Origin of the sequence: Ornithinimicrobium sp. (assembly GCF_030537745.1) — a bacterium.
GTDB lineage: Bacteria > Actinomycetota > Actinomycetes > Actinomycetales > Dermatophilaceae > Ornithinicoccus.
The window spans coordinates 20819-46941 of the sequence record NZ_JAUNVI010000018.1; the positions used below are offsets into that span (position 1 = coordinate 20819).

At 68.6% G+C, this 26123-nt stretch carries 23 protein-coding genes; 17 read left to right on the top strand and 6 right to left on the bottom strand.

The annotated features are described in order from the left end of the window. Positions 1 to 96 precede the first annotated feature (96 nt). The 13 genes from Q4P07_RS05845 (at position 97) to Q4P07_RS05905 (ending at position 15205) form a co-directional block, all read left to right on the top strand. Positions 97 to 1389, top strand: coding sequence for an aldolase (locus tag Q4P07_RS05845; protein WP_303373962.1), 1293 nt, complete (start codon positions 97 to 99; stop codon positions 1387 to 1389). A gap of 163 nt (positions 1390 to 1552) precedes the next feature. Beyond that, entirely contained in the window at positions 1553 to 2461 is a 909-nt protein-coding gene (pucL, locus tag Q4P07_RS05850) for a factor-independent urate hydroxylase (protein WP_303373963.1), read from the top strand. 42 nt (positions 2462 to 2503) lie between these two features. Continuing rightward, positions 2504 to 2998, top strand: coding sequence for a 2-oxo-4-hydroxy-4-carboxy-5-ureidoimidazoline decarboxylase (uraD, locus tag Q4P07_RS05855; RefSeq protein WP_303373964.1), 495 nt, complete (start codon positions 2504 to 2506; stop codon positions 2996 to 2998). 6 nt (positions 2999 to 3004) lie between these two features. Then, complete coding sequence (uraH, locus tag Q4P07_RS05860) at positions 3005 to 3331, top strand: hydroxyisourate hydrolase (protein WP_303373965.1); 327 nt, start codon at positions 3005 to 3007, stop codon at positions 3329 to 3331. Positions 3332 to 3464: 133 nt separating this feature from the next. Further along, positions 3465 to 4292: a hydroxypyruvate isomerase family protein gene (locus Q4P07_RS05865; RefSeq protein WP_303373966.1), complete on the top strand. Its 828-nt coding sequence runs from the start codon at positions 3465 to 3467 to the stop codon at positions 4290 to 4292. 29 nt (positions 4293 to 4321) lie between these two features. Beyond that, positions 4322 to 5200 carry a 2-hydroxy-3-oxopropionate reductase gene (locus Q4P07_RS05870; RefSeq protein ID WP_303373967.1) on the top strand — a complete coding sequence of 293 codons (879 nt, stop codon included), beginning with the start codon at positions 4322 to 4324 and terminating at the stop codon, positions 5198 to 5200. Between the two features lie 67 nt (positions 5201 to 5267). Next, positions 5268 to 7046 carry a glyoxylate carboligase gene (gcl, locus tag Q4P07_RS05875; protein WP_303373968.1) on the top strand — a complete coding sequence of 593 codons (1779 nt, stop codon included), beginning with the start codon at positions 5268 to 5270 and terminating at the stop codon, positions 7044 to 7046. Positions 7047 to 7134: 88 nt separating this feature from the next. Beyond that, on the top strand, positions 7135 to 8496 hold the full coding sequence (gene allB, locus Q4P07_RS05880; RefSeq protein WP_303373969.1) for an allantoinase AllB: 1362 nt from the start codon (positions 7135 to 7137) through the stop codon (positions 8494 to 8496). Further along, positions 8493 to 9329, top strand: a complete 837-nt coding sequence (locus tag Q4P07_RS05885; protein ID WP_303373970.1) for a bifunctional allantoicase/(S)-ureidoglycine aminohydrolase — start codon at positions 8493 to 8495, stop codon at positions 9327 to 9329. Before allB ends, Q4P07_RS05885 begins: the two co-directional genes overlap by 4 nt. A 190-nt stretch (positions 9330 to 9519) precedes the next feature. Next, positions 9520 to 11031, top strand: a complete 1512-nt coding sequence (locus Q4P07_RS05890) for a xanthine dehydrogenase small subunit (RefSeq protein ID WP_303373971.1) — start codon at positions 9520 to 9522, stop codon at positions 11029 to 11031. Further along, complete coding sequence (xdhB, locus tag Q4P07_RS05895; protein ID WP_303373972.1) at positions 11028 to 13472, top strand: xanthine dehydrogenase molybdopterin binding subunit; 2445 nt, start codon at positions 11028 to 11030, stop codon at positions 13470 to 13472. The genes Q4P07_RS05890 and xdhB overlap by 4 nt, the downstream gene beginning before the upstream one ends. A gap of 2 nt (positions 13473 to 13474) precedes the next feature. Next, positions 13475 to 14302 carry a xanthine dehydrogenase accessory protein XdhC gene (gene xdhC, locus Q4P07_RS05900; protein WP_303373973.1) on the top strand — a complete coding sequence of 276 codons (828 nt, stop codon included), beginning with the start codon at positions 13475 to 13477 and terminating at the stop codon, positions 14300 to 14302. A gap of 93 nt (positions 14303 to 14395) precedes the next feature. Further along, positions 14396 to 15205, top strand: a complete 810-nt coding sequence (locus Q4P07_RS05905) for an IclR family transcriptional regulator (RefSeq protein WP_303373974.1) — start codon at positions 14396 to 14398, stop codon at positions 15203 to 15205. Between the two features lie 2 nt (positions 15206 to 15207). Here the strand turns inward: Q4P07_RS05905 and Q4P07_RS05910 are convergent, their stop codons facing one another. Further along, positions 15208 to 15909 (bottom strand): GyrI-like domain-containing protein, encoded by a 702-nt coding sequence (locus Q4P07_RS05910; RefSeq protein ID WP_303373975.1) that lies wholly within the window; start codon positions 15907 to 15909, stop codon positions 15208 to 15210. 70 nt (positions 15910 to 15979) lie between these two features. Between Q4P07_RS05910 and Q4P07_RS05915 the strand changes: the two genes are divergently transcribed. Both Q4P07_RS05915 and Q4P07_RS05920 read left to right on the top strand, forming a co-directional pair. Further along, positions 15980 to 17209, top strand: a complete 1230-nt coding sequence (locus Q4P07_RS05915; protein WP_303373976.1) for a hypothetical protein — start codon at positions 15980 to 15982, stop codon at positions 17207 to 17209. A 13-nt stretch (positions 17210 to 17222) separates the two neighbouring features. Next, a complete protein-coding gene (locus Q4P07_RS05920; RefSeq protein ID WP_303373977.1) occupies positions 17223 to 18434 on the top strand; it encodes an acetyl-CoA carboxylase biotin carboxylase subunit family protein in 1212 nt (403 codons plus the stop codon). Between the two features lie 66 nt (positions 18435 to 18500). Here the strand turns inward: Q4P07_RS05920 and Q4P07_RS05925 are convergent, their stop codons facing one another. Next, positions 18501 to 19655 (bottom strand): ScyD/ScyE family protein, encoded by a 1155-nt coding sequence (locus Q4P07_RS05925; protein ID WP_303373978.1) that lies wholly within the window; start codon positions 19653 to 19655, stop codon positions 18501 to 18503. A gap of 159 nt (positions 19656 to 19814) precedes the next feature. Between Q4P07_RS05925 and Q4P07_RS05930 the strand changes: the two genes are divergently transcribed. Continuing rightward, positions 19815 to 20831, top strand: coding sequence for a DNA topoisomerase IB (locus Q4P07_RS05930; RefSeq protein WP_303373979.1), 1017 nt, complete (start codon positions 19815 to 19817; stop codon positions 20829 to 20831). A gap of 29 nt (positions 20832 to 20860) precedes the next feature. Here Q4P07_RS05930 and Q4P07_RS05935 read toward each other — a convergent pair whose 3' ends face one another. From Q4P07_RS05935 to Q4P07_RS05945, 3 genes are read right to left on the bottom strand one after another with little or no spacing between them, the layout of a single operon-like run. Beyond that, entirely contained in the window at positions 20861 to 22861 is a 2001-nt protein-coding gene (locus tag Q4P07_RS05935) for an NADPH-dependent 2,4-dienoyl-CoA reductase (RefSeq protein ID WP_303373980.1), read from the bottom strand. Positions 22862 to 22882: 21 nt separating this feature from the next. Continuing rightward, positions 22883 to 24070 carry a YbfB/YjiJ family MFS transporter gene (locus tag Q4P07_RS05940; protein ID WP_303373981.1) on the bottom strand — a complete coding sequence of 396 codons (1188 nt, stop codon included), beginning with the start codon at positions 24068 to 24070 and terminating at the stop codon, positions 22883 to 22885. Positions 24071 to 24083: 13 nt separating this feature from the next. After that, a complete protein-coding gene (locus tag Q4P07_RS05945) occupies positions 24084 to 25286 on the bottom strand; it encodes an acyl-CoA dehydrogenase family protein (RefSeq protein WP_303373982.1) in 1203 nt (400 codons plus the stop codon). A 56-nt stretch (positions 25287 to 25342) separates the two neighbouring features. Here Q4P07_RS05945 and Q4P07_RS05950 point away from each other — a divergent pair, with 56 nt between their 5' ends. Then, entirely contained in the window at positions 25343 to 25813 is a 471-nt protein-coding gene (locus tag Q4P07_RS05950; protein ID WP_303373983.1) for an SRPBCC family protein, read from the top strand. 12 nt (positions 25814 to 25825) lie between these two features. Here the strand turns inward: Q4P07_RS05950 and Q4P07_RS05955 are convergent. Beyond that, the coding region (locus tag Q4P07_RS05955; protein ID WP_303373984.1) for a DUF664 domain-containing protein at positions 25826 to 26123 on the bottom strand (298 nt) is incomplete at its 5' end.

Below are 26123 nucleotides of genomic sequence, written 5' to 3' on the forward strand. Positions count from 1 at the left end.
GTCGGGCAGGGCAGGATTGGGAGCAGGCTCAGAACCTCACGTAAACTTCCGAGAAGTGGAAAATAACATCCATGAAACGGAAAGTCAGGAGTGTCCATGTCATCAGCACCACACCCCAGCTCGACGACGACCCCCACCGACTCGCCCACCGACTCGCTCGTCGCTGAGCTCACGGCTGACCTGGATCAGCGGCTGGAGGCTGCCGATGCAGATCTAGTCAGCCAGTTCCCCGGGGATGTCGCCAGCCGCCAGCCGATCCACACGGTCTATATCCCGGCGGACCGCTATGCCGACGACGTCGTGGCGCTCTGGGGCCAGCAGGCCCAGGCCGCGCTCACCGAGCACCACGACCTGCTTGCCGGCCTGCTCGGCGAAGACGTCGCGAAGGAGGTGCTGCCGCTGGTTGCCGCCAAGCTGGCGAGCGAGCCGATCGAAGACCTGCGGATCGACTTCGAGGACGGCTTCGGCGACCGGGGTGACGAGGCTGAGGACGTCGCCGTCGCCACCGCCAGCGCCGCCCTGGCCCGCTCGCAGCAAGGCGGCACCTGCCCGCCCTTCACCGGGATTCGGTTCAAGTCGTTCGAAGCGCCGACGCGGGCGCGCGGCATCCGAACCCTGACCACCTTTATCGGGGGCCTGCTGCACTCGGGTGGGAGCCTGGAGGGGTTCGTGGTCACCTTCCCCAAGGTGACCAGCGTCGACCAGGTCGAGGCGATGGTCCACGCCTGCGACCGCATCGAAGAGGCCCTCGGGCTGCCGACGGGGTCGATCCGTTATGAGATTCAGGTAGAGACTCCGCAATCGATCCTCGGTCCCGACGGCTCCGCGCTCGTGGCTCGGATGATCCATGCCAGTGCTGGGCGGGCTACCGCGCTGCACTACGGGACGTATGACTACTCCGCGTTCTGCGGGATCCCGGCGCCCTACCAATCGATGGAGCACCCCGTCGCCGACCAGGCCAAACTGGTCATGCAGGCTGCGGCGGCGGGCACGGGCGTCCGCCTCTCCGACGGCTCGACCAATATCCTGCCCATCGGCTCGCCGGAGGAGGTCCGCACCGGTTATGCCCTGCACCTGCGGCTGGTCCGGCGCTCGCTGGAGCGCGGCTACTACCAGGGGTGGGACCTGCACCCCGCGCAATTGCCCAGCCGGTTCGCGGCCACCTACGCGTTCTACCGGGAGAACTTCGCTCCAGCCGCGCTGCGGCTGCGCAACTATTTGTCCAAGGCGCAAGGCAGTGTCATGGACGAGCCGGCGACTGCTCGCACACTGGCTGACCTCGTCGTGCGTGGCTTGGACTGCGGCGCCTTGCTGGCTGAGGAGGTGCAGGAGGCCACGGGAGCGGAAGCGCAGACCTTGATCGATTTGGCTCGCCCTCTCAGGGTGTGACCAAATCGATGTGGGGAATTGTGGCCAAGGCCTTGACGGCGGCCCACGATTGCCCCTAGTCTTCCAACATCCGGGAAAGTAATTCCACATCGCGGACAACACACCACCACACAGACAGTGAAGTCTCACCGCGGAGGCGAGCTGTCGAAGGAGCGTGAACCAGATGGCCATCGTCCTCGGGACCAACAGGTACGGCAAGTCCGAGAACCGCGTCGTGCGGATCAACAAAGACACCGACCGTCACGAGATCCGCGACATGAATGTCTCCACTTCCCTCTACGGCGACTTCGAGGAGGCGCACACCTCCGGGGACCAGGCCAACATCCTGCCGACGGACACGCAGAAGAACACGTCCTTCGTCTTTGCCAAGACCGTGGGAGTCAGCTCCATCGAGGAGTACGCCCAGGCTCTCGGCAAGCACTTCCTGGAGGCGGCCCCGCCAGCCACCCGTTCGCAGATCCGTGTCCAGGAGTACGCCTGGGACCGGATCGTCGTGGACGGCCAGGAGCACGACCACAGCTGGGTCCGCCGTGGCACCGAGACCCGCACCGCCGTGGTGACCGTGGAGGGACGTGGCGACGACCAGCAGGTCTGGGTCCTCTCCGGGCTGGAGGACCTCACCGTCCTCAAGTCCAGCGGGTCCGAGTTCCAGGGCTACCTCAAGGATCAGTACACGACCCTGAAGGAGACCACCGACCGCGTCATGGCCACCTCGCTCACCGCTCGGTGGCGCTGGAGCGACACCGAGGGCGTCGACTTCAACGCGGTCTACGACTCGGTCAAGGCGCTGTGCCTGGCAGCTTTCGCCCGGCACTACAGCAAGGCCCTGCAGAACACCCTGTTCGTCATGGGCCAGGACGTCCTCGAGGCGCACCCGCAGATCGCCGAGATCCGCTTCTCCGCACCCAACAAGCACCACTTCGACTACGACTTGGGTCAGTTCGGGCTGGAGAACAACAACGAGGTCTTCATCGCGGCCGACCGTCCGTACGGCTTGATCGAAGCCACCGTGACCCGCGACGACGCAGCCGAGGCTGGGCTGGCGTGGCAGGACGCCCGCAGCTTCGTCTGAGGGCTAGCACGACACCGTTCAACGCACACCGAGGAAGGCCAGATGTCCGGACAGTTCCAGGATTTCAATGCTCTCGATGACGGGCAGGCACGCCGCCTCCTCGCGAGTTGCCTCGATGTGCCGCGATGGGTCGAGGAGGTCAACGCGGGTCGACCCTATGCCGACCGTGCCAGCCTTCTCGCTGCCGCCGACGCGTCGGCGCGCACCCTGAGCCCGGAGGAGTTGGACGCCGCACTGGCGGGCCACCCTCGGATCGGGGAGCGCGCCGGCGCCGGTCACAATGCCACGGCGTCCTCCCGGGAGCAGGCCGGGGTCGACGCGCGCGATGACGAGGTGGTGGCCCGGCTCGCGGACGGCAACGCCGCCTACGAGCAGCGCTTCGACCGGGTCTTTCTGATCCGCGCCGCAGGACGGTCCGGGGAGGACATCCTCGCCGAGCTGGAGCGGCGCCTGCGTCACGACGACGACACCGAGCGTGCCGAGGTCGTCGACAACCTCCGGGAGATCACTCTCCTCCGACTCGAACAGGCTGTGTAAGCACCTATGGCAACTCTGTCCACCCACGTCCTCGACACCTCCCTGGGCCGCCCCGCCGAAGGTGTCGCCATCGTGCTGACCACAGTGGCCGGCGAGGAGCTCGGCTCGGGGGCGACCAACGCCGACGGTCGGATCGGGCGGATCGGTCCCGAAGAGCTGCCGGCCGGTGACTACGTGCTGACCTTCGCCACCGGTGCCTACTACCTCGCCACCGGGCAGCAGGGCTTCTATCCCAGCGCCTCGGTGACCTTCACCGTGGCGGAGGGCAGCGAGCACTACCACGTGCCGCTCGTGCTTAACCCGTTCGCCTACTCCACCTACCGGGGCAGCTGAACTCCTGCGTGCACGGTGACGGGTCGCGGCTTGACGCGGCGACTACTTCTTCCCTACACTCTCACATAACGGAAACATATTTCCACGATGTGAAAACTCGAGACTGACGACGAACCAGTGAAAGGCAGATCCCATGAGCGACCAGCCACACACCCTGCGCTATCTGGCCAACTGCTCGATGCTCTTCACCGAGGAGCCGCTGCTGGAGCGGCCGCGCGCCGCTGCCGCGGCAGGCTTCACGGCGATCGAGTTCTGGTGGCCCTGGCCGGACAACCCCACGCCTTCGCAGGAAGAGATCGACGCCTTCGTCACCGCCGTGGATGATTCCGGTGTGCAGCTCGTCGGGCTCAACTTCTTCGCCGGTGAGCTGACTGGGCCGGTGGATGCGGGTGTGCTGTCGATCCCCGCGCGGTCACAGCAGTTCCGCGACAACATCCCCGTCGCAGTAGGCATCGGGGAACGGCTCGGCGTCCAGGCCTTCAATGCGCTGTATGGCGTGCGGGTGGATGACTCCACGCCCCAGGAGCAGGACGCGCTAGCCCTCGAGAACCTCGGCTTGGCCGCGGAGGCGGCAGCCCGCATCGGCGCCACCGTCCTCGTGGAGCCGGTCAGCGGTCCCAAGCCCTACGCCCTGCGGACTGCCGCCGACACGATCGCCGTGGTCGACGCGGTCCGGGCCGCCGGCCACGACAACGTCGGCTTCCTCAACGACCTCTTCCACCTGGCCAACAACGGCGACGACCCCGCCGCCGCGGTCGCGGCCCACACCGATAAGACGGCGCACGTGCAGATCGCGGACTACCCCGGCCGCGGCGAGCCCGGCACCGGCGAGCTGGACCTGGACGCGCTCCTGGCCCAGCTTCAGGAGCAGGGCTACGACGGCTACGTCGGCCTGGAGTACAAGCCGACCACCACCACCACCGACTCCCTAGCCTGGCTGCCTACCGCCCGCCGGGCCTGACCACCGACCCCCTCGCAAGGAGACCTTCAATGGCACGCATCGCCTTCATCGGCCTCGGCATCATGGGCAGCCCCATGGCCGTCCACCTGCAGAACGCCGGCCACGACGTCGTCGGCTACAACCCCAGCCCCGAGAAGACTCGGCCGCTCGTGGACGCCGGCGGCACGGCCGCGGAGAGCACCGCGGACGCCGTCAAGGACGCCGAGGTCATCGCCGTCATGGTCCCGGACTCCCCGGACGTCGAGGACGTCCTGATCAACGGGATCTTCGGCAACGCCCCCGAGGGTGCGCTCATCATCGACTTCTCCAGCATCCGCCCCGACGTGACGACCGCCTTGGCCAAGCAGGCCATCGAGCGCGGCTACCGCATCCTGGATGCCCCGGTGTCCGGTGGTGAGGCCGGCGCGGTCAACGCCAAGCTCTCGATCATGGTCGGCGGCAGCGCCGAGGACTTCGCCGAAGTCGAGGACATCTTCACCACGGTCGGCAAGACTGTCGTGCACGTCGGTCCGAACGGCGCCGGCCAGACGGTCAAGGCTGCCAACCAGCTCATCGTCGCCACCAACATCCAGGCGGTCGCCGAGGCCCTGATCTTCCTCGAGGCCTATGGCGTCGACACCGAAGCAGCACTGACCGTGCTCGGCGGCGGCCTCGCCGGCTCGGCCGCCCTGGAGCAGAAGAAGCAGAACATGCTCACCCGCTCGTTCGAGCCGGGCTTCCGCATCGACCTGCACCACAAGGACATGGGCATCGTCACCTCCGCCGCCCGCGAGGCCGGCGTGGTGCTGCCCGTCGGTGCGCTCATGGCCCAGCTGATGGCCTCTGCACGCGCCAACGGTGACGGTGGCCTCGACCACTCCGGGCTGCTGCGGGGCGTCGAGCGTCTCAGCGGTCAGACCCCGGCCTGACGCACACCTTCCCCCCTACCCGCTCCCGTCCCATCGAGGAGCACCCAATGCAATTCAAGGAGACGACATGGCGTTGATGACAGCAGCTGAAGCTGCGGTGGAGATCCTGAAGAAGGAAGGGATCACCAACCTCTTCGGCCTCCCCGGCGCAGCGATCAACCCGTTCTACAAGGCGCTGGAGACCCGAGGCGGTCTGCACCACACCCTCGCGCGCCACGTCGAGGGTGCCTCGCACATGGCCGAGGGCTATACCCGGGCCAAGCCCGGCAACATCGGCGTGTGCGTGGGCACGAGCGGTCCCGCCGGCACCGACATGATCACCGGGCTCTACTCCGCCAGCGCGGACTCCACCCCGATCCTGTGCATCACCGGTCAGGCGCCGGTCGCCAAGCTGCACAAAGAGGACTTCCAGGCCGTCGACATCGCCTCGATCGCCAAGCCGCTGACCAAGATGGCAGTCACCGTGATGGAGCCAGGTCAGGTGCCGGGCACCTTCCAGCAGGCCTTCCACCTCATGCGCTCCGGACGTCCCGGCCCGGTCCTGATCGACCTGCCGATCGATGTCCAGATGGCGCAGATCGAGTTCGACATCGACACTTACGAGCCGCTCCCCGCCTACAAGCCGGCAGCGACCCGCAAGCAGATCGACAAGGCCCTCGACATGCTGGCCGCCAGCGAGCGCCCGTTGATCGTGGCCGGCGGCGGGATCATCAACGCGGACGCGGCCGACCTGCTGGTCGAGCTGGCCGAGCTGACCGGGGTGCCGGTCGTGCCGACCCTCATGGGTTGGGGCACCCTGCCCGACGACCACGCGCTCAACGCCGGGATGGTGGGCCTGCAGACGAGCCACCGCTACGGCAACGAGACGATGCTCGCCTCCGACTTCGTGCTCGGCATCGGCAACCGCTGGGCCAACCGCCACACGGGTGACCTCGAGACCTACACCGAGGGCCGCACCTTCGTGCACGTCGACATCGAGCCGACCCAGATCGGTCGCGTCTTCTCCCCCGACTTCGGCATCGTCTCCGACGCCAAGGCTGCCCTGGCGCTCTTCGTCGAGGCCGCGCGCGAGCGCCAGGAAGCCGGTGCGCTGCCCGACCGTGGTGAGTGGGCCGAGTCCTGCCGCGACCGCAAGCGCAAGCTGTGGCGCAAGACCAACTTCGACAACACCCCGATCAAGCCGCAGCGCGTCTACCAGGAGATGAACCGTGCCTTCGACCGCACGGTCCGCTATGTCTCCACCATCGGTCTGTCACAGATCCAGGCAGCCCAGCTGCTCCACGTCTATGAGGACCGCCACTGGATCAACGCGGGCCAGGCCGGCCCGCTGGGGTGGACCGTGCCCGCGGCGCTCGGCGTGGCCACCGCCGCGCCGGAGGACACCGTGGTCGCGATCTCTGGCGACTACGACTTCCAGTTCATGATCGAGGAGCTCGCCGTCGGGGCGCAGTTCAACATCGGCTACATCCACGTCCTGGTCAACAATGCCTACCTCGGCCTGATCCGTCAGTCCCAGCGCGGGTTCGACATGGACTACCAGGTGCAGCTCTCCTTCGAGAACCTCAACAGCCCCGAGCTCGGTGGCTACGGCGTCGACCACGTCAAGGTGGCCGAGGGACTGGGTTGCAAGGCCATCCGGGTGACCGATCCCGAGGAGATCTTCTCCGCACTGGAGAAGGCCAAGGCCCTCAAGGACGAATACAAGGTGCCGGTCATCGTCGAGATCATCCTGGAGCGCGTCACCAACGTCTCCATGGGTGCCTCCATCGCGAACGTCACCGAGTTCGAGGAGCTGGCCAACGGCGGAGAGGACGCGCCGACGGCACTCTTCGCCAACCTGGACTGAGACCCGGTATGACGTCGGGCGCGCCAGCAGGCACGGACGTGGCGACCTGGTCGACCGTGTCGTCACCGAAAGAGGCACGATAGACCCCATGGACGATCCCCTGCGCAACACCGCCGAGCTGGACCTGCTGGTCCGCGCCCCACGAGCCATTGTCGCCGGTCAGGAGCAAGCCGTGGCCGTCGGCGTCAAGGACGGCCGCATCGTGACGGTCGCGCCCCTGGACGCCGACCTCTCGGCGACCCAGGTCATCGAGCTCGCTCCCGACGAGGTCCTCCTCCCTGGGCTGGTCGACACGCATGTGCACGTCAACGAGCCAGGTCGGACCGAGTGGGAGGGCTTCGCCTCCGCCACCCGTGCCGCGGCGGCCGGCGGCGTGACCACGATCATCGACATGCCACTCAACTCCATCCCCTCGACTGTCACGCTCGCGGCGCTGCGCGAGAAGCAGGAGGTGGCGCGGGACCAGGTCAGCGTCGACGTCGGCTTCTGGGGCGGCGCCGTCCCGGACCACCTCGGTGACCTAGAGGCGCTGCACGAGGCGGGCGTCTTCGGCTTCAAGTGCTTCTTGGCAGACTCCGGCGTCGAGGAGTTTCGACACCTGGAGCCGGAGCAGTTCACCGAGGCGATGACCGAGACCGCTCGGATCGGGGCGCTCATGATCGTGCACGCCGAGGACTCTGGTGCGTTGGCCGCGTCCACCCCGGCGGCGGGCGTCGGCTACCGGGACTTCCTTGCCTCCCGACCCACCCAGGCCGAGGACATCGCCGTGCAGCGCGTCATCGACGAGGCGCGCCGCACCGGGGGACGTGCCCACATCCTGCACCTGTCGGCGGCGGACGCGCTGCCGGCCCTGAAGGCGGCGCGTGCCGAAGGCATCGACCTCTCGATCGAGACCTGCCCTCACTACCTCTCGCTCTGCGCCGAGGACATCCCCGATGGTGCCACGCAGTTCAAATGCTGCCCGCCGATCCGCGAGCACGACAACCAGGACCAGCTGTGGGCGGGCCTGGTGGACGGCGACATCGACATGATCGTGACCGACCACAGCCCTTCGACCGCAGATCTCAAGCATTTTGAGACCGGCGACTTCGGCACCGCCTGGGGCGGCATCGCCTCGGTCCAGCTGGGGCTCGCTGCCGTGTGGAATGAGGCGCGCGGGCGCGGCATACCTCTCACGAGTGTCGTCTCGTGGATGGCGACCGCCCCCGCCGACCGGGTCGGGCTGACCCACAAGGGTCGGATCGAGATCGGCGCTGACGCCGACCTCGTCGTCTTCGCGCCCGAGGAGGAATGGGACGTCGACGTCGCCAAGCTCAAGCACAAGAACCCCGTCTCCGCCTATGCCGACCGCCACCTGACGGGCAAGGTCCGCCAAACCTGGCTCCGCGGGACCCTGATCACCGACGATGGCGCGCCGTTCGGCGCCTTCCTTCAGAGAGGACAGTCATGAGCACCACGCCCGCACCGCGGCGCTTCGCCACCCCCCCGGGAGGTCTGCCACCGCAGACCCAGCTCACCACCGACCGGGCGGTGTTCACGGAGGCCTACGCCGTCCTCCCGCACGGGACGATGACCGACATCGTCACCAGCCTGCTGCCCTTCTGGGACGACACCCGGCTGTGGACGATCGCGCGGCCGTTGTCCGGCTTTGCCGAGACGTTCTCGCAGTATGTCGTCGAGGTCGCCCCCGGCGGCGGCTCCGACCGGCCCGAGCTCAATGAAGGCGCAGAGGGCGTGATCTTCGTCGTCGGGGGTGCGCTCACCCTCACCCTCGACGGCACCGACCACGAGCTGGCCGAGGGTGGCTACGCCTACCTCCCCCCCGCCGCTGACTGGACGTTGCACAACACCAGCTCGGAGGTCGCGACCTTCCACTGGATCCGCAAGGCCTACGAGGTCGTCGACGGCCTGGACGTGCCGGAGGCGTTCGTCACCAACGAGGCTGACGTCGTGGCCGTGGAGATGCCCGGCACGAACGGCGCCTGGGCCACGCAACGCTTCGCGGACCCCAACGACGTCCGACACGACATGCACGTCAACATCGTGAACTTCGAGCCCGGTGGCGCGATCCCCTTCCCCGAGACGCACGTCATGGAGCACGGCCTCTATGTGCTCGAGGGCAAGGCCGTCTACCTGCTCAACGACGACTGGGTCGAGGTCCAGGCCGGCGACTTCATGTGGCTGCGGGCCTTCTGTCCCCAGGCCTGCTACGCCGGCGGTCCCGGCCGGTTCCGCTACCTGCTCTACAAGGACGTCAACCGGCACGCCAAGCTGCCCTACTGACCAACTTTCACCAAGCGGAAGTCATTTTCCGCAAACTTCTTCCTCAATCGATCTGGGTGGCGTAACCTGTCCAGAGAGCACCGAGGATTGTCGTTCGCCTGGACAACCGGCAATCTGGAGACACGAACCAGGATCCCAGCGGCCAGCGCCGGCCGCCGGGACGAGCCCCGCCCGGGGTAGGAGTGAGAGCATGACAGTAGAGACCTCCGAACACATCGCCAGGCTGACGGTGAACGGCAAGGACGCCTCCATGGCGGACGCGACACCGCATACGACGGCTCTGGACTGGTTACGTAACAAGGGGTTGACCGGCGCGAAGGAGGGTTGCGCGGAGGGCGAGTGCGGGGCCTGCGCGATCATGGTCGCCCGCCCCAGCGCGACCCCCGGGGTGGAGACCGAGTGGGTCTCGATCAACTCCTGCCTGGTCCCCGTGGCAGCCCTGGACGGACAGGAGATCGTGACCGCCGAAGGCTTGGGCACGCCCACAGACCTGCACCCGGTCCAGCAGGAGATGGCAGACCGGGGCGGATCGCAGTGCGGCTACTGCACGCCAGGATTCGTCACCTCGATGGCGGCCGAGTACTACCGGTGGGGGCGCGGCACCAAGAACGACCCCCTGCAGATCGGCTCGCGGCCCGCAGCGCCTGCGGACGCGCACGCCGGTGATGCCGAGCACGGGCCTAACGGCTTCGACCTGCATTCGCTGTCCGGCAACCTGTGCCGCTGCACCGGCTATCGCCCGATCCGGGATGCGGCCTATGCCCTCGGGGCGCCGCCGGAGGGCGATCCCTTCGAGGCGCGCCTGCATCAGCCCGCTCCCGGCCCCGCCGCGACGCGGATCCTCGCCGATGGCGCCGAGTTCGTCCGTCCCGCGAGCCTGGACGAGCTCCTCGAGCTGCTCGCCGCGCGTCCCGAGGCCATGCTCCTAGCCGGCTCGACGGACGTCGGAGTCGAGCTCAACATCCGCGGTTCAAGGCCCCCGTTGGTCGTCGCCATCGACCGTCTCCAGGAGCTGCGCGACTTCGAGGTCGGGCCGGAGGAGGTCCGGATCGGCGCCGCGCTGACGTTCTCCGAGATCGAAAAACTTCTGGACGGGCGTGTCCCCGTGCTGGATGAACTGTTCCCGCAGTTTGCCTCCCGGTTGATCCGCAACTCCGGCACGATCGGCGGCAACTTGGGGACTGCCTCGCCGATCGGAGACTCCCCACCTGTGCTGTTGGCGTTAGAGGCCTCGTTGCTTCTGGCTGGGCAGGGTGGCGAACGTCTCGTCCCGCTCGCTGATTACTTCACCGGTTACCGCCAGTCCGTGCGGGCGCCGGAGGAGCTCATCAAGGAGATCCGGATCCCGCTGCCCATCGCCCCGATCACCGCCTTCCACAAGATCGCCAAGCGCCGCTTCGACGACATCTCCAGCGTCGCGGTCGGCTTCGCCCTGGACATCGTCGACGGTCGGGTCGCCGAGGCCCGGATCGGGCTGGGCGGGGTGGCCGCCACCCCCATCCGTGCCCTGAAGACCGAAGCTGCCCTGGAAGGAACTGACTGGACCCAGGAGAGCGTCGCCGCTGCGGCCGCGATCCTCGGGGCCGAAGGCACCCCCATGTCGGACCACCGGGCCAGCGCCCCCTACCGCGCCGCCATGCTCGAGCAGTCTCTGCTCAAGCTCTACGCCAAGACCCTCACCCTCGAGGAGAACGCCTCATGAGTCAGCTTTCAGAGCGCCCAGCACAAGCTGTCGTCGGCGTCGCGACCCCGCACGAGTCGGCCGCCCTCCACGTAACCGGCCGTGCCCTCTACACCGACGATCTGTATGCCCGCACCAAGGACCTGCTGCATGCCTGGCCGGTCCAGGGGGTGCATGCGCACGCCACCATCACAGCGCTGCGAGTCGAGCCGGCGTATGACGTCCCAGGGGTCGTCCGCGTGCTCACCGCCGCCGACGTGCCGGGCATCAACGACTCCGGGGTCAAGCACGACGAGCCACTCTTCCCCGACGAGGTCCGCTACTTCGGCCAGGCCGTGTGCTGGGTCCTCGGCGAGACCGCAGAGGCCGCGCGTCGTGGTGCCGCGGCCGTCGAGGTCGACTACGACGTGCTGCCCTCGCTGATCTCCGTCCACGAGGCGATCGAGGCAGACAGCTTCCAGGGCGCCCAGCCGACCCTGGAGCGCGGCGACCTGGAGGAGGGGTTGGCGGCGTCCACCCACGTCTTCAGCGGCGGCTTCGACTTCGCCGGCCAGGAGCACTGCTATATCGAGACCCAGGCGGCCCTAGCCACCATCGAGGACAACGACCAGATCTTCATCCAGAGCAGCACGCAGCACCCCACCGAGACGCAGGAGATCGTCGCGCACGTGCTAGGGGTCTCCAGCAGCCAGGTGACCGTCCAGTGCCTGCGCATGGGTGGCGGCTTCGGCGGCAAGGAGATGCAGCCGCACGGGTATGCCGCGGTCGCCGCGTTGGGCGCCACCCTCACCGGGCGCCCGGTCCGGGTCCGCCTCACCCGCAACCAGGACCTCACCATGACCGGTAAGCGGCACGGTTTCGTGTCCAGCTGGCGGGTCGGCTTCGACGACGAAGGCCTGGTGCAGTTCCTGGAAGCCACGCTCACCTCGGACGGTGGGTGGAGCCTGGACCTGTCTGAGCCGGTGCTCGGCCGGGCGTTGTGCCACATCGACAACGCCTACTGGATCCCCAACATCAAGGTCGTCGGCCGAATCTCCAAGACCAACAAGACCTCGCAGACTGCGTTCCGCGGCTTCGGCGGCCCTCAGGGCATGCTGGTCTTCGAGGACATCCTGGGCCGCTGCGCCCCGCTCATGGGGCGCAAGCCGCACGAACTGCGCCGACTCAACTTTTACGCCAACGGCCAGACCACGCCCTACGGTCAGCCGATCACCGAGATCGAGCGCCTCGAGCAGGCCTGGGACCAGGTGTGGACGTCGGCCGACATCGAGGCCCGACAGGCCCAGATCGAGGAGTTCAACCAGAGCCACCCGGACACCAAGCGCGCGCTGGCCATCACCCCGGTCAAGTTCGGGATCTCCTTCAACCTGACCGCCTTCAACCAGGCGGGCGCCCTGGTGCACGTCTACAAGGACGGCTCGGTGCTGGTCAATCACGGCGGCACCGAGATGGGCCAAGGCCTGCACACCAAGATGCTCGCGGTCGCCGCGACGGCGCTGGGCGTCCCGCTGGCCAAGGTCCGCCTCGCCCCGACCCGGACCGACAAGGTGCCCAACACCTCGGCGACCGCAGCTTCGACCGGCGCCGACCTCAACGGTGGCGCGGTCAAGGCGGCCTGCGAGCAGATCCGGGACCGACTGGCCCACGTGGCCTCGCGCCTCCTGCACGTCCCGGACGCCGACATCCGTTGCGCAGACGGGGTTGTCAGCGGACTCGGCACGGACGCGACCGTGACCTGGGAGGAGCTGGTCAACACGGCCTACTTCGCCCGCACGCAACTGTTCGCGGCCGGTTATTACCGGACCGAGGGCCTGCACTGGAACTCCCAGATCTTCCAGGGCAGCCCGTTCAAGTACTTCGCGCACGGCGCCGCCGCCGTCGAGGTCGAGGTCGACGGGTTCACCGGCGCCTATCAGACCCTGCGGGTCGACATCGTGCACGATGCCGGCGATAGCCTCTCGCCGCTCATCGACCGCGGTCAGATCGAGGGCGGCTTCGTCCAAGGCTCTGGCTGGCTGACGCTGGAGGACCTGCGCTGGGACGAGAGCGACGGCCCGCAGCGCGGCCGCCTCGCGACCCAGTCCTTCAGCACCTACAAGATGCCGAGCTTCTCGGAGATGCCGCCGGAGTTCAACGTCCACCTGCTGGAGAGAGCGCACAACGAGGGTGGCGTCTATGGCTCCAAGGCCGTCGGCGAGCCGCCACTGATGCTCGCCTTCGCGACCCGCGAGGCGCTCCGTCAGGCATGCGCGGCCTTCGGCCCGGTGGGCATGGGCGTCGAGCTGGACAGCCCGGCCACGCCCGAGGCGGTCTTCTGGGCACTGCGGGCGGCACGCACCGGCCACAGTGCCGAGGACCTCGTCGAGGGCGCGCCTGGGGTGCACCCGCCCGATGCCGACGCGGACGCCCCGGAGCGCCTGCCGGAGTCCGAGGTGGCGGTGCGCGAGCTGTCGCAGGCCTGAGCATGTTGTGGCTTCGAGCGGTGGAGATGCTGCGCTCCCAGCGGCAGCCTGGCGTGCTGGTCACCGTCACGGCGGTGCGCGGCCATTCCCCACGCCACGCGGGCGCCAAGATGGTCGTCGGAGAGCACGACACCTGGGACTCGGTCGGCGGCGGCAACCTGGAGATGGTCGCGATCCAACGCGCCCGCGCGCTGCTCGCGCAGGACGCTCCGGCCCCGGTCACGATCTCCTCGCAGCTCTCTGACAAGGCGCCCTACGAGCACGGGGTGCAGTGCTGCGGTGGCGTCGTGACGATGCTCCTGGAGCCGCTGCACGTGACGCCGGTGGTGGCCATCTTCGGGATGGGTCACGTCGGGCACGAGCTGGCGCGGATCCTGGCGCGGCACGACCTGGATCTGCACCTGGTCGACACCCGTCCCGAGCAGTTGGCCGAGGCAATGATGGGGCCCTATGCGGACGCGGACGCCCGCATCCACAGCCATCAGATGCCGGTGCTGCCGGAGTTGGTGCTGGGGGGCCTCCCGGCGGGCACGCACATCCTGGTGATGACGCACGACCACGCCGAGGACTACGCCATCGTCGACGCCGCGCTGCGCACCGAGGGCCTCGGCTCGATCGGCCTGATCGGGTCTTCGGCGAAGTGGTCTCGGTTCCGGTCTCGGCTGCTCCGCGAGGGTGGCTTCGACCTCGAGGCGCTGGAGCGCGTGAGGACGCCGATCGGGCTCCCCACCGTGACCAGCAAGGAGCCGGCTGCGATCGCGGTCGGGGTCGCGGCCGACCTCCTTGGCACGTTCGCGCACCAACGCCTGAGTGCTGCACATTCGGGCTAAGGCGATCTTCCGCGGCCACGTGGCGTAGACTTCCGTCATACGGAAAATCATTCCCGTTGACAGCGCGTCTTGTGCTCGATGGAAGGTTAGGTCATGTCAGCAACAACCACCACCAGTCCCGTCAATGGCAAGACTGGTGGTCGTTCGGGAGGTGTCCAATCCCTGGAGCGTGCCTTCCACATCCTGGAGGCCATGGCCGACTCGGGCGGCATCATCGGGTTGTCCCAGCTGGCGGACAAGGTCGATCTCCCGCTCGCGACGATCCACCGCCTGGTCCGCAGCCTCGTTGACCTCGGCTACGTCCGCCAGGAAGCCAACCGGCAGTACTCCCTCGGGCCACGTCTGATGCGGCTAGCCGCGGAGTCCGGCAAGCGCATCGGAGCGCTCGCCAAACCGTTGCTGACGGAGGCGGTAGAGGCCCTCGACGAATCGGTGAACCTGGCCATCCTCGACGACGACGAGATCGTCTACGTCGCTCAGGTGCAGCCCTCACGCAACTTCATGCGCATGTTCACCGAGGTCGGCCGCCGCACCACACCGCACAGCACGGCGGTCGGCAAGGCTATCCTCGCCTCCAGCGACGACGTCGACGTCGTCGCGCTGCTCGAGCGCACCGGGATGCCCCGGCGGACCGAGCACACCCTCACCACTGCCGAAGAGTTCCTCACCGTGCTCCGTGCTACCCGGGCTCGTGGTTTCGCCATGGACGAGGGTGAGCAGGAGGTCGGCGTCCGGTGCGTGGCGGTCGCGGTGCCCGGCGCACCCCGCCCGATGGCGCTGTCCATGTCAGGGCCGACCACCCGGATGGATGATGCCACGGTCGAGCGAGGGGCCAAGGTGCTCAGAGAAGTGGCAGCCAAGCTCGCCAAGGAGCTCGGCGCCAACGACCTCATCATCGCCTGACCTCACTGGACCGGCTGCTGGAGCTCGGTCACCCACACGTGAGGACGGCCGGTGGGCTTGGCCAGATAGATCTCGCGGCAGCGTCCCCGTGGTCGCAGCCCCTGCTCGGCGACCTGGATCTCCAACGACTGCCAGGTGCCGATGATCTCGCCCAGGCTGCCGTGGTGCAGCGTGGTGACCGCCCGGGCTTCGGGCTCCAGGGTGGCGAGCTCAAGACCGGGGCAGTGGTCCACGGCCGGCTCAAGGCCGGGACGGATCGGGTAGGCAACGCCCAGCCGCAGGTCGCTGCGCGGGGGTGCGTCGTCATACCAGGCGATGGTCGGCTCCGTCCTCCTGATCCCGAGGGCTCGCAGATCACGGGACAGCGCTGCCCACAACGGCACGATCGCGTGGTCGATCTGCGTCGGATCCTCGACCCGCGTCCACCTTTGCAGCACCAGGGTCGCGGGCAGCGCCTTCTCCGTGATGGCCAGGCCGCAGCGGTCAGCCTCCTGCAGACTGCGCCGCCAAGCCGCCTCGGAGGAGTCAATCCCCGGCTCCTTGGCGAGGAGCCGGTTGAGCTCGGGGAGCTGTCGAGCGTCGTAGCCACCTGCGCCGGCGTCGGGATCGACGAGCGTAGGGACCAGCAGTGCGCGAGCGCGCAGGTCGCTCAACGTGGCCGCGCGGACGTGCCCGTGGCGTGCGAAAGCGAGGGGAGTGAGCATCCCTGTCACCTCCTGACCCGTTTTCCCTGATGTATTTTCCCCGACCTGAAAAGACGCTAGCCTCCCAGGCATGGTCGCCGCCGTCTTCGTCGCTCCCTATCTGCTCGATGCCACGGCGCGGTTCGTGCTCTCGGCAGCCCGCCTGCCCGGGGTGCGGCTCGCGGTCATCACGATGGACCCCGTCGAGAAGTTGTCGCGGGAGGCACGCGCAGCGCTGGCGGGGCACTGGCAGGTCTCCGACGCCCTCGACCCGCAGCAGCTCGTCGACGCGGTGCGCGGGCTGCGTGCCCAGCTCGGACCCGTCGATCGGTTGATCGGGGTGCTGGAGCAGCTGCAGGTCCCCCTCGCGCAGGCGCGGGACGCACTGGGGATCGAGGGCATGGACGAGGTCACGGCCCGCAATGTGCGCGACAAGTCGCAGATGAAGTCCGTGCTGAGGGCGGCGGGCCTGCCGTGCGCCCGACACCAACTCGTCTCCCGGACGCAGGAAGCCCTCGACTTCAGAGCAGAGGTCGGATTCCCCCTGGTGGCCAAGCCTCCGGACGGCGCGGGCGCCAAGGCCACCTACCGGCTCGACACCGACGCCGACTTCGCCTCGTGGCTGCGCGCGGTTCAGGCCGATCCTGGCGAAGTGTGGTTGTTGGAGGAGTTCCTCACCGGGCGGGAGCACACCTTTGACAGCGCGACCATCGACGGCACCACGATCTGGTCCTCCATCTCGCAGTATCAGCCGCCGCCCCTGGAGGTGCTGCGCACGCCGTGGGTGCAATGGACCGTGGTGCTGCCTCGTGACATCAGCGGGCCGGAGTACGACCAGATCAAGGCCGTCGGTCCGCGGACCCTGGAGGTGCTGGGAGTGCAGACTGCGTTCTCCCACATGGAGTGGTTCCAGCGGCCCGACGGGTCGGTCGCCGTATCCGAGGTCGGCGCGCGACCTCCCGGCGCCCAGCTGGCCTCGATGATCGGCTTCAGCCACGACTTCGACTTCTACTCGATGTGGGGACGACTGGTCATCCTCGACCGGTTCGAGCCGCGCGACCGGGTCTACGCGACCGGCACCGCATACCTGCGCGGCATGGGGCGTGGCCGGGTGCGTGCCGTGCACGGCGTCGAGGAGGTGCAGCGCAGGGTGGGTCACCTCGTGGTCGACGCCAAACTGCCCCGACTCGGCCAGCCGGCTTCCTCCTCCTACGAAGGGGAGGGCTTCGTCACCGTCCGGCACGAGGACACGGCTGTGGTCCGGGAGGCTCTCGACCTCATCCTCTCGGGCCTGCGGGTTGAGCTCATCGAGAACGACTGAAAGGCGTACTGCTGTGAACATCGTGATGCTCTCCCCAGGTTTCCCCCACGAGCAGGCCTATTTCACCCGGGCCCTAGCCCGGACCGGGGCCAGGGTGATCGGGGTCGGAGACCAGCCTCCGCAGCTCCTTCCCCCCGAAGCCCGGGAAAGCCTCGCCCACTACGAGCACGTCTCCCTCGGCGACGAAGCCGCGGTGCTGGCCGCGCTCGAGGGGCTGTCGCGACATACCCGCATCGATCAAGTGGAGTGCCTCTGGGAGCCGTATGTCGTGCTCGCTGCCACTATCCGTGAACATCTGGGACTGCCGGGGATGACGGTCGCGCAGGCGCTGCCCTTTCGCGACAAGGAGGCGATGAAGCAGGTGCTGGACGCGGCGGGCATCCGCACGCCGCGGCACGCGGCCGTCTCGGACGTGCACGGGGCATGGGAGGCAGCCGAGCGGATCGGCTACCCCCTCATCGTCAAGCCGATCGATGGTGCCGGCTCTGCGGACACCTACCGCGTCGACTCCGCGCAGGAGCTGGCTCAGGTGCTCACCATGGTCCGGCACGTCGCGACGCTGAGCGTAGAGGAGTTCATCGACGGTGAGGAGTTCACCCACGACACAGTGTGCGGTGAGGGTGACATCCTCTTCGAGAACATCAGCTGGTATCGACCACGCCCGCTGCAGGGACGCAGTCATGAGTGGATCAGTCCGATGACGATCGCCCTGCGCGACATCGAGGACGAGCGACTCGCCGGGGGTCGGGCGATGGGTAAGGACGTGCTGAAGGCCCTTGGCTTCCGCACCGGGTTCACGCACATGGAGTGGTATCTCAAGGGGGACGGCGAGGTCGTCTTCGGCGAGATCGGTGCCCGGCCGCCGGGTGCCCGCACGGTCGAGGTGATGAACTATGCGCTGGACGGGGACCTGTACACGACCTGGGCGCAAGCCGTGGTCACCGGCACGTCGGCACCGATGAAGCAGCAGTACAACGCGGTGAGCATCTTCAAACGGGCCCAGGGCGCTGGCCGGATCACCCGGATCGAGGGGCTGGAACAGCTCGTCGCGCAGTTTCGGCCGAGCATCTGCGTCGTCGACTTGTTGCCCGTGGGGGCGCGCCGACGAGACTGGCGGGCGACCTTGCTCTCCGACGGCGTGGTCATCCTGCGCGACCCAGACCTCGATCGACTGGTCGCGATCAGTGACCGGTTCGCGCAGGATCTGCAGCTCTACGCCGGATGAAAGACCTCGACCCCGGGCGTCGCAGGAAGATTGACGACACCCGGGGGAGGGTCCAGACGAGCCCGCCTAGGGGAGCTCGAAGGTGTTGACCTCGCCGAAGCCGGGGCACATCGCGCACGTGGTGACGTAGGCGGTGCCCTGCCGGATCGCCACGCCATAGGGCGCGGTCAGCCCGTCCACGACGGCTGCGTGCTGCGTCGCCCCAGGGGTGATGGCACGCAGCGAACCGGTCGGCAATCCCTCCGGCGGCTCGTTGAGCAGGCCCACGTCCGAGAGCTGCACGGCATAGAGCTGCTTGCCGGACCACGCGAGGTCGGTGACATTGGTCAGCCCGGTCGCGTAGACCGTCGGCGTCTGGCCCTTGCGGACCATCCAGATCCGGGCGGAGCCGGGAGCGAACGGGAAGCCGGTCAGCTCGCTGACGAAATAGGCCCCGTTCGGGCCCTTGGCGACGGCGGTCGGCACCGACTGCATGGGTATCTTGAAGTCGCCGACCAACGGGGGTGCCTGCACCCACTGGTCACCGAAGACCGCGAGGGTGGAGACCTTGTCACCGACCGTCTGGAGCAGGTCGTTGCCGCCCGCGTCCGTCGCGATGTAGCGGTTGCCCTGGCGGATGACGGAGGTCGGGTTGGAATCGAACCACTTTCTCGGGTCCTCGGGGTCGGCCGGTCCCTGGTGCGGGTTGGCGTCGTTCTCGTAGGCGGCCAGGTCGGCCACCATGGCCGGCGCCGCGCCACCCTTGGAAGTGACCAGCGTCCCCAGCAGCGCGCCGGCCTCGCCGAGGGTGTCGCGATCGGCCGGGTCCCCACCCAGACCCATAGCGACTGCCAGGCGGTCGAACGTCTGCGCGGAGACGTCAGAGGGCCCGGTCGCGGCGAAGCCCCCCGGTCCGGCGAGCGACGGCAGACCGATGAGCACTCGCGACTGGACGCCGGACTTCTTCATCAGCTTCGTCACCGACCCGGTCGAGCCCAGGCAGGCCACTCCTTCACCGCCCTCGATGCAGGGGCCGTCGCCGCCGAGCCCTGCCTCGGCGACGTAGAGACTGCCATCGGGAGAGAAGGAGAGGCCTCGGGGGTTGTTGAGCCCGGTCGCCACGGTGTTGTCGGCCGAGTCTGGACTTGCGGCGATCGCCACCGGAATGGCGGTCGTCATCGCAAGTCCGAGAGCGAGCGCGCCCATGGCCAGTGTGCGGGTCGATCGATGAGTGCTTGACACGGTTGTTCCTTTCCCTGCGCGTGTCCGTCGGTGGGCACGACTCACCTTGCAGTGTCCTGCGCTCTCCCACTCCTGTAAATAGGGCAACTGCCCTATATGGCTGGGTGGGGCACACGGCTGGGCACGTGCGGGAGAGCGGCTGGGCGAGCGAGCGGCGGCATGGCGACCACATACTTGCTCATGACCCGACTGCGCACCGTCACGCCCGAGTCCCCGGGCTGGACCCGGCGTCGTGCCGGCACCGGCTTCACTTACCTGGACCACGCCGGCGAGCGGCTGCGCCCCGAGGACGTGGAGAGGGTCAAGGCGCTCGCGATCCCGCCGGCGTGGACGCAGGTGTGGATCTGCCCGGTCCCCAACGGGCACCTCCAGGCGGTCGGCACCGATGACGCGGGGCGGCGGCAGTACCTCTACCACCCGGCGTGGCGGGAACGGCAAGACGAGCTCAAGTTTGGCCGTATCGAGGAGGCAGCCGCCGCCCTTCCCGCAGCTCGGCGGCGTGTCGGCACCGACCTAGCGCGGGAGGGTATGCCGTTGGAGCGCGCCTGTGCAGCGGCGGTGCGGATGCTCGACCTTGGCTACTTCCGCATCGGGCACGACGTCTACACCGACGCCAACGGGAGCTTTGGGCTGACGACCCTGGAGCGCCGGCATGTGCGCGCGGTCGCCGGCGGTCTGCGGTTCAGCTTCGAAGGAAAAGGGGGGATCGCGCAGGAGTTGTCGATCGAGGACGAGCAGGTGCGTGCGGCGATCGCCGTGATGCGCAGGCGGCGCACCGGCTCGGTGCGGGTGCTGGCGTTCAAGGACGGTCGGCGCTGGCACGACCTGGAGGCCACGCACGTCAACGCCTATCTGGCCGACCTGTTCGAGGGAGAGCTGACCGCCAAGGACTTTCGCACCTGGCACGCCACGGTGCATGCCGCCGTGTCGCTGGCCAGCTCACCGGAGCCGGGCGACACCAAGACGTCGCGGCGGCGGGCGATCAAGGAGGCGGTCCAGGAAGTGTCGGACTATCTGGGCAACACGCCCACGATCGCCAAGGGTTCCTACATCGACCCCCGCGTCATCGACAGATACGAGTCAGGGGTGACGATCACCGTCCCCTCCGCCACCGGCCGCACGCCCGCGACGAGGCAGCGCGCGATCGAGGAGGAGGTCCGCTCGTTGCTCTCCTGAGGCCTGGCCCACCACTGCGAGCGCATCAGTCACAGCCGTGCGGCGAGCTCGACGCCCTGCCGGATGGCACGCTCGGCATCCAGCTCCGCGGCGACCTCAGCCCCGCCGATCACGTGGGCACCGGGGAGCTCCTCCGCTAGGTCGCGCACGGACTCCTGCCCTGCGCACAGCACGATGGTGTCGACGTCGAGGAGCTGCGGCTGCCCGTCCACCAACAGGTGCAGGCCGGCGTCGTCGATCCGCTCGTAGGTCACGCCGGTCAGCTGGACGACTCCGGCATCGCGCAGGTTGATCCGATGCGCCCAGCCGGAGGTCTTGCCCAGCCCCGCCCCGATCCGTGTTGTCTTGCGTTGCAGCAGCCAGACCGCACGAGGCGGCACGGGCAGGTCCTTCTCGGTGAGCCCGCCACGGTGGACTGCCGGGTCGGCCACCCCCCACCTCGATTTCCATCCCGCCAGGTCCGTGTCGACATGCGTGAGGAAATGGCTGACGTCGACGCCGATGCCACCGGCACCCACCACCGCGACCCGCGGCCCGGCGCGCACCTGCCCAGCCAGCAGGTCGGCATACGTCACGACACTGGGGTGGTCGACGCCGGGCATCGCCGGGACGCGCGGTCGCACTCCGGTGGCGAGCACGACCTCGTCGAAGCCTTCGAGGTCTGCGGCCGTGGCCGGGGTGCCGAGCCTGACCGTTGTCCCCAGCACCTCGAGCCGTCGTCGGAAGTAGCGCAGGGTCTCGCCAAAGTCGGCCTTGCCCGGGATCCGCATCGCATAACGAAACTGACCACCGAGCTCCGCACCCGCCTCGAAGAGGGTGACGACGTGCCCACGTTCGGCTGCCGCTACCGCGGCCGACAACCCGGCCGGGCCGGCTCCGACGACGGCGACCTTCTTGACCTGGCGGGTCGGGCCCAGCACGAGCTCGGTCTCCCGACCCGCGCGCGGGTTGACCAGGCACGACGCGCGCTTCCCGACGAAGACGTGGTCGAGGCAGGCTTGGTTGCAGGCGATGCACGTATTGATCTCATCAGCACGACCAGCGCTCGCCTTGGCGACGAACTCCGGGTCCGCCAGGAACGGCCGCGCCATCGACACCAGGTCGGCGCTGCCGTCGGCGATCAACTGCTCGGCCATCTGCGGGCTGTTGATCCGGTTGGAGGCAGACACCGGGACGCCGACCTCCCGGCGGAGCCGAGCGGTCAGGTCTGCCCAGGCTCCTTGCGGCACCTGGGTGATGATCGTTGGCACCCGCGCCTCGTGCCAGCCGATGCCGGTGTTGAAGATCGAGACGCCCACCTCCTCCAGGCGCTGCGCGAGCTCGACGACTTCCTGCCAGGTCTGGCCGCCCTCGACGAGATCGATGAGCGAGATCCGGTAGAGCAGGAGGAAATCCTCGCCGACCGCCTCGCGCACGCGGCGCACGACCTCGACCGCCAGGCGCATCCGCTTCTCCGGGGTGCCGCCCCAGGCGTCCGTGCGGTGATTGGTCCGCGGCGCGAGAAACTGGTTGAGCAGATAGCCCTCCGACCCCATGATCTCGACGCCGTCATAGCCGGCCCGCTGGGCCAGCCGCGCCGACCGCGCGAAGGCGGTGGCCGTCCGATCCACGGACCGCGCGGACATCTCGCTCGCCGAGAACGGCGTGATCGGCGACTTCGAGGCAGAGGCGGACACCGCAAACGGGGTGTAACCGTAGCGACCGGCGTGGAGCAGTTGCAGCGCGATCTTGGCGCCGTGCTCATGGACTGCGGCGGTAAGGCTCCGATGCCGGCGCGCAGTGACAGCGCTGGTCAGTTGCGCGCCCAGCGGCGTGAGCCAACCACGAATCGTGGGCGCATAGCCGCCGGTGACGATCAATCCCACCCCGCCGCGCGCTCGCTCCACGAAGTAGGCGGTGAGCTCGCTGTGATGCCACGGTCGATCTTCCAACCCGGTGTGCATCGAGCCCATGATGACCCGGTTGCGCAACTGCCCGCCGAGGACATCGATCGGCGAGAGGAGATGCGGGTAGGCAGAGTCGCTGGTCACCGGGCCGATGCTACCGATGGGTCACCCGCGCTGGGCCAGGGTCCGGGGTTCCTGCTGGGGGATGGCCACGATTGCGCCGATGACCAGGACCCCGGCCGAGAAGACGAGCCCGGAGGCCAGCCCGCCGAAGCGGTCGGCCACCAGCCCGGACAGCCACGGGCCGAGGGTCTGCCCGAGACCGAAGGCGATGGTCGTGAAGGCCAGCGCGGAGGTCCATTGTGCCGTCGGCAGCAGGCGCCGCACCCCGACCGTCATCGCGGTCACCGCGGATAAAAAGGTCCCGCCGACAACGATCCCAGACACGAAGAACGCCCACGTCTGCGGCACGATCACCGGCAGCACGGTCCCCGCGGCGAGCGCCAGGAGCACGACGGTCATGGACCGCGAGCCGCCGAGGCGGCCCAGCAGCCGGGCCCACGCGAGGACCCCACCGACCGCGGCCAGGCCGAGCACGACCCAGAAGGCCGCTGTGGTGCGCTGCCCCACCCCCTGCTCCTGCAAATAGGCGACCACGAAAGTGAGGTAGGCGATGTAGCCGAGCCCGAAGCAGGCATAGGACGCGGAGAGCCACCCGATGCTGCGGCGGCGCCAGCTGCGCTGGTCCAGGGCTGGCTGCTCGGGGTCCTGGGTATGGCGAAGCGCCAGCCCCGCGACGACGGTCGCCAGGAGGCCCATGCCGGCCAGCATCACCCAGCCGAGTCGCCAGCCGGTCCCGCCGGTCTCGTCGAGCACCCACGGGACGACGAGCCCGGCGACCGTCATGCCAGCGCCGGTGCCGGCGTAGTAGATCCCCAGCATGACCGCGGCGCGTCCTGCCGAGCCCTTGGCGCCGGCCGCCGCGACGAGCACCGCCCCGAGGACGAACGCCCACGCGCCGCCGATCCCAGCCAGGAGGCGCATGGTCAGGAGCACGCCATACACCGTGCTCACCGCGGTCAGGAGCACCGAGACGGTGGTCAGCGCGCAGCCCAGCAGGAAGGCGCGTCCGGTCCCGATCCGTCCAGCCAGCTGCGCCGCGACCAGCGCGCCGACGAGATAACCGATCGCGTTGGCCGTGTTGAGTACGCCGGCCTGGGAGTAGGTCCAGGACAGCTCCGCGCGCATCGGTGGGAGCAGCAGCGCATAGGCGAAGCGTGCCAGCCCCAGCCCGACGAACGGCCCGGCCGACAGGGCGACGGCGACCAGGACGCGGTCGGGATGGCGCGACATCGTGGGCGACCTCTCAGACGAAGGCGCTGAGGCCGGTGACGGACCGTCCGACGAGCAGAGACTGGACCGTGTCGCTGCCCTCGTAGGTGTAGACCGCCTCGATGTCGGCGAAGTGGCGGGCGACGTGGTGGTCCAGGAGGATCCCGTTGCCGCCGAGCAGGTCCCGGGCCGTGCCGCACACCTTGCGTGCCGCTCGACCGCAGTGCAGCTTGGCCATCGCCGCGTGCTCAAGGGTGCAACGACCTTGCGCCTCGAGTTGGGACATCCGCGCGCACAGCAGCTGCATGGAGGTGATGTCGGTGACCATGGCCGCGAGCTTGTCCTGGATGAGCTGGAAGGAAGCCAGCGGATGCCCGAACTGCTCCCGGCGCAGGGTGTAGCCCAGCGCTCCCTCGTAGGCGGCGACGGCGTGGCCGACGGCCTCCCAGGCCACCGCCTGCCGGGACTTGCAGAGGACCTTGTTGGTGTCGGAGAAGGTGCGTGCGGAGGCGAGCCGCGCGTCGCCTGGGATCCGCACGCCGGTCATCGTGATGTGTGCTTGGATCACGCCACGGTTGGCGATCTTGCCGGTGATCGGCTGCGCCTCCCACCCCTCTCGCTGGCGAGGATCCTCCACGACGAAGCCGCCGACGTCACCCTCCTCGTCGCGCGCCCACACCACCACCAGATCGGCGACCGTGCCGTGCCCGATCCAGCGTTTGGCGCCGTCCAGCACCCACGAGTCACCGTCCCGCCGGGCGGTGGTCTCCAGGCTGACGACGTCGGAGCCATGATTCGGCTCGGTGAGTGCCACTGCACCCAGACGGTCGACCGTCGCCATCGAGGGGAGCCAGCGCTCACGCTGCTCGTCGTTGCCTAGGAGCTGGATCGAGGTCATCGCCAACCCCGAGTGGACCGCGTTGCAGGTCGCCAGCGAGCCGTCCGCGCGAGCGAGCTCGAGGGCGATCATGCCCTCGGCCAGTGGCGACACGCCGGCGCAGCCCCAGCCCTCGAACGAGGCGCCGGCCACCCCCAGCTCGCGGTAGACGTCGACCATCCGGGTGTCGAACTCGCCCCGCTCCCAGTAGTCGCCCGCGATCGGCACGACCCGCTCGTCGCACACCGCTCGGACCTTGTCGCGCAGTGTTCGCTCGGAGTCGCTGAGCAGGTCATCCAGATGCATGAAGTCAGTGCCTCGGGCCAGGCCGAGATCAGAGCCGTCGGGAAGTTCACTCACCCCGCCATTGTGTCCTGTCAGCCGATGCGGCGGGACGACGGCCGTACGATTTGGGCATGCCGAGCACCTACATCGTCGAGCGGTCCACCACCATCTCGTCTTCTCCGCACAGCGTCTACGAGCAGATCGCCGACTTCCGGCAGTGGCCAGGCTGGTCCCCCTGGGAAGGCCTGGACCCGCAGATGCATCGCGTCTACACCGGTGCCGATTCCGGTGTCGGTGCGTCCTACGCCTGGTCCGGCAACAAGAAGGCCGGGTCCGGGAGCATGGTCATCGTCGAGGCCGAAGAACCGTCCAAGGTGCGGATCGACCTGGTCTTCGAAAAGCCGTTCCCAGCCAGCAACGACACCTGGTTCACGATCATGCCCGACGGCGCCGGGTCGCGCGTGACCTGGACGCTGACTGGTGTGTTGACCCGTGGCCTGAAACTGATGGGCGTCTTCAGGTCGATGGACACGATGATCGGCCCCGACTTCGACAAGGGCCTGGCCCAGCTCAAGGAGCTGCTGGAGATCCGCGTCTCCTGAGTGGAGCGCGGCTCACCCGGGCCACGGGCACTGCTGACCAGCGGCCCACTCCCAGGGCGGGTCCTCCCCGACGAGGCCGTCGACCGACTCCCGGAGCAGGTCCGCGTGCCCGGTATGACGCCCGTACTCCTCGATGAGGTCGCAGACCAACTGGCACAGGTTGGCGTGCTGGCCAGAGGCATCGCTGGCGGCGACCCGTTGCGACATGCCCCCGTCGTTGAGCGCGGACGCCAGCCGTGCACGGCTGCGCAGCACGGCAGCGTCGTAGAGCGTGTAGAGCTCCTCGGGGGAGTTGTCGCCCGCGGAGACG

Coding starts and splice junctions, on each gene's coding strand:
- Q4P07_RS05910 (WP_303373975.1), bottom strand. CDS start 15,909: ATGCTCACTCCCCTCGCTTTCGCACGCCACGGGCACGTCCGCGCGGCC.
- Q4P07_RS05865 (WP_303373966.1), top strand. CDS start 3,465: ATGAGCGACCAGCCACACACCCTGCGCTATCTGGCCAACTGCTCGATG.
- Q4P07_RS05905 (WP_303373974.1), top strand. CDS start 14,396: ATGTCAGCAACAACCACCACCAGTCCCGTCAATGGCAAGACTGGTGGT.
- pucL (WP_303373963.1), top strand. CDS start 1,553: ATGGCCATCGTCCTCGGGACCAACAGGTACGGCAAGTCCGAGAACCGC.
- Q4P07_RS05915 (WP_303373976.1), top strand. CDS start 15,980: ATGGTCGCCGCCGTCTTCGTCGCTCCCTATCTGCTCGATGCCACGGCG.
- Q4P07_RS05950 (WP_303373983.1), top strand. CDS start 25,343: ATGCCGAGCACCTACATCGTCGAGCGGTCCACCACCATCTCGTCTTCT.
- gcl (WP_303373968.1), top strand. CDS start 5,268: ATGGCGTTGATGACAGCAGCTGAAGCTGCGGTGGAGATCCTGAAGAAG.
- uraD (WP_303373964.1), top strand. CDS start 2,504: ATGTCCGGACAGTTCCAGGATTTCAATGCTCTCGATGACGGGCAGGCA.
- Q4P07_RS05940 (WP_303373981.1), bottom strand. CDS start 24,070: ATGTCGCGCCATCCCGACCGCGTCCTGGTCGCCGTCGCCCTGTCGGCC.
- xdhC (WP_303373973.1), top strand. CDS start 13,475: ATGTTGTGGCTTCGAGCGGTGGAGATGCTGCGCTCCCAGCGGCAGCCT.
- uraH (WP_303373965.1), top strand. CDS start 3,005: ATGGCAACTCTGTCCACCCACGTCCTCGACACCTCCCTGGGCCGCCCC.
- xdhB (WP_303373972.1), top strand. CDS start 11,028: ATGAGTCAGCTTTCAGAGCGCCCAGCACAAGCTGTCGTCGGCGTCGCG.
- Q4P07_RS05930 (WP_303373979.1), top strand. CDS start 19,815: ATGGCGACCACATACTTGCTCATGACCCGACTGCGCACCGTCACGCCC.
- Q4P07_RS05845 (WP_303373962.1), top strand. CDS start 97: ATGTCATCAGCACCACACCCCAGCTCGACGACGACCCCCACCGACTCG.
- Q4P07_RS05890 (WP_303373971.1), top strand. CDS start 9,520: ATGACAGTAGAGACCTCCGAACACATCGCCAGGCTGACGGTGAACGGC.
- allB (WP_303373969.1), top strand. CDS start 7,135: ATGGACGATCCCCTGCGCAACACCGCCGAGCTGGACCTGCTGGTCCGC.
- Q4P07_RS05885 (WP_303373970.1), top strand. CDS start 8,493: ATGAGCACCACGCCCGCACCGCGGCGCTTCGCCACCCCCCCGGGAGGT.
- Q4P07_RS05870 (WP_303373967.1), top strand. CDS start 4,322: ATGGCACGCATCGCCTTCATCGGCCTCGGCATCATGGGCAGCCCCATG.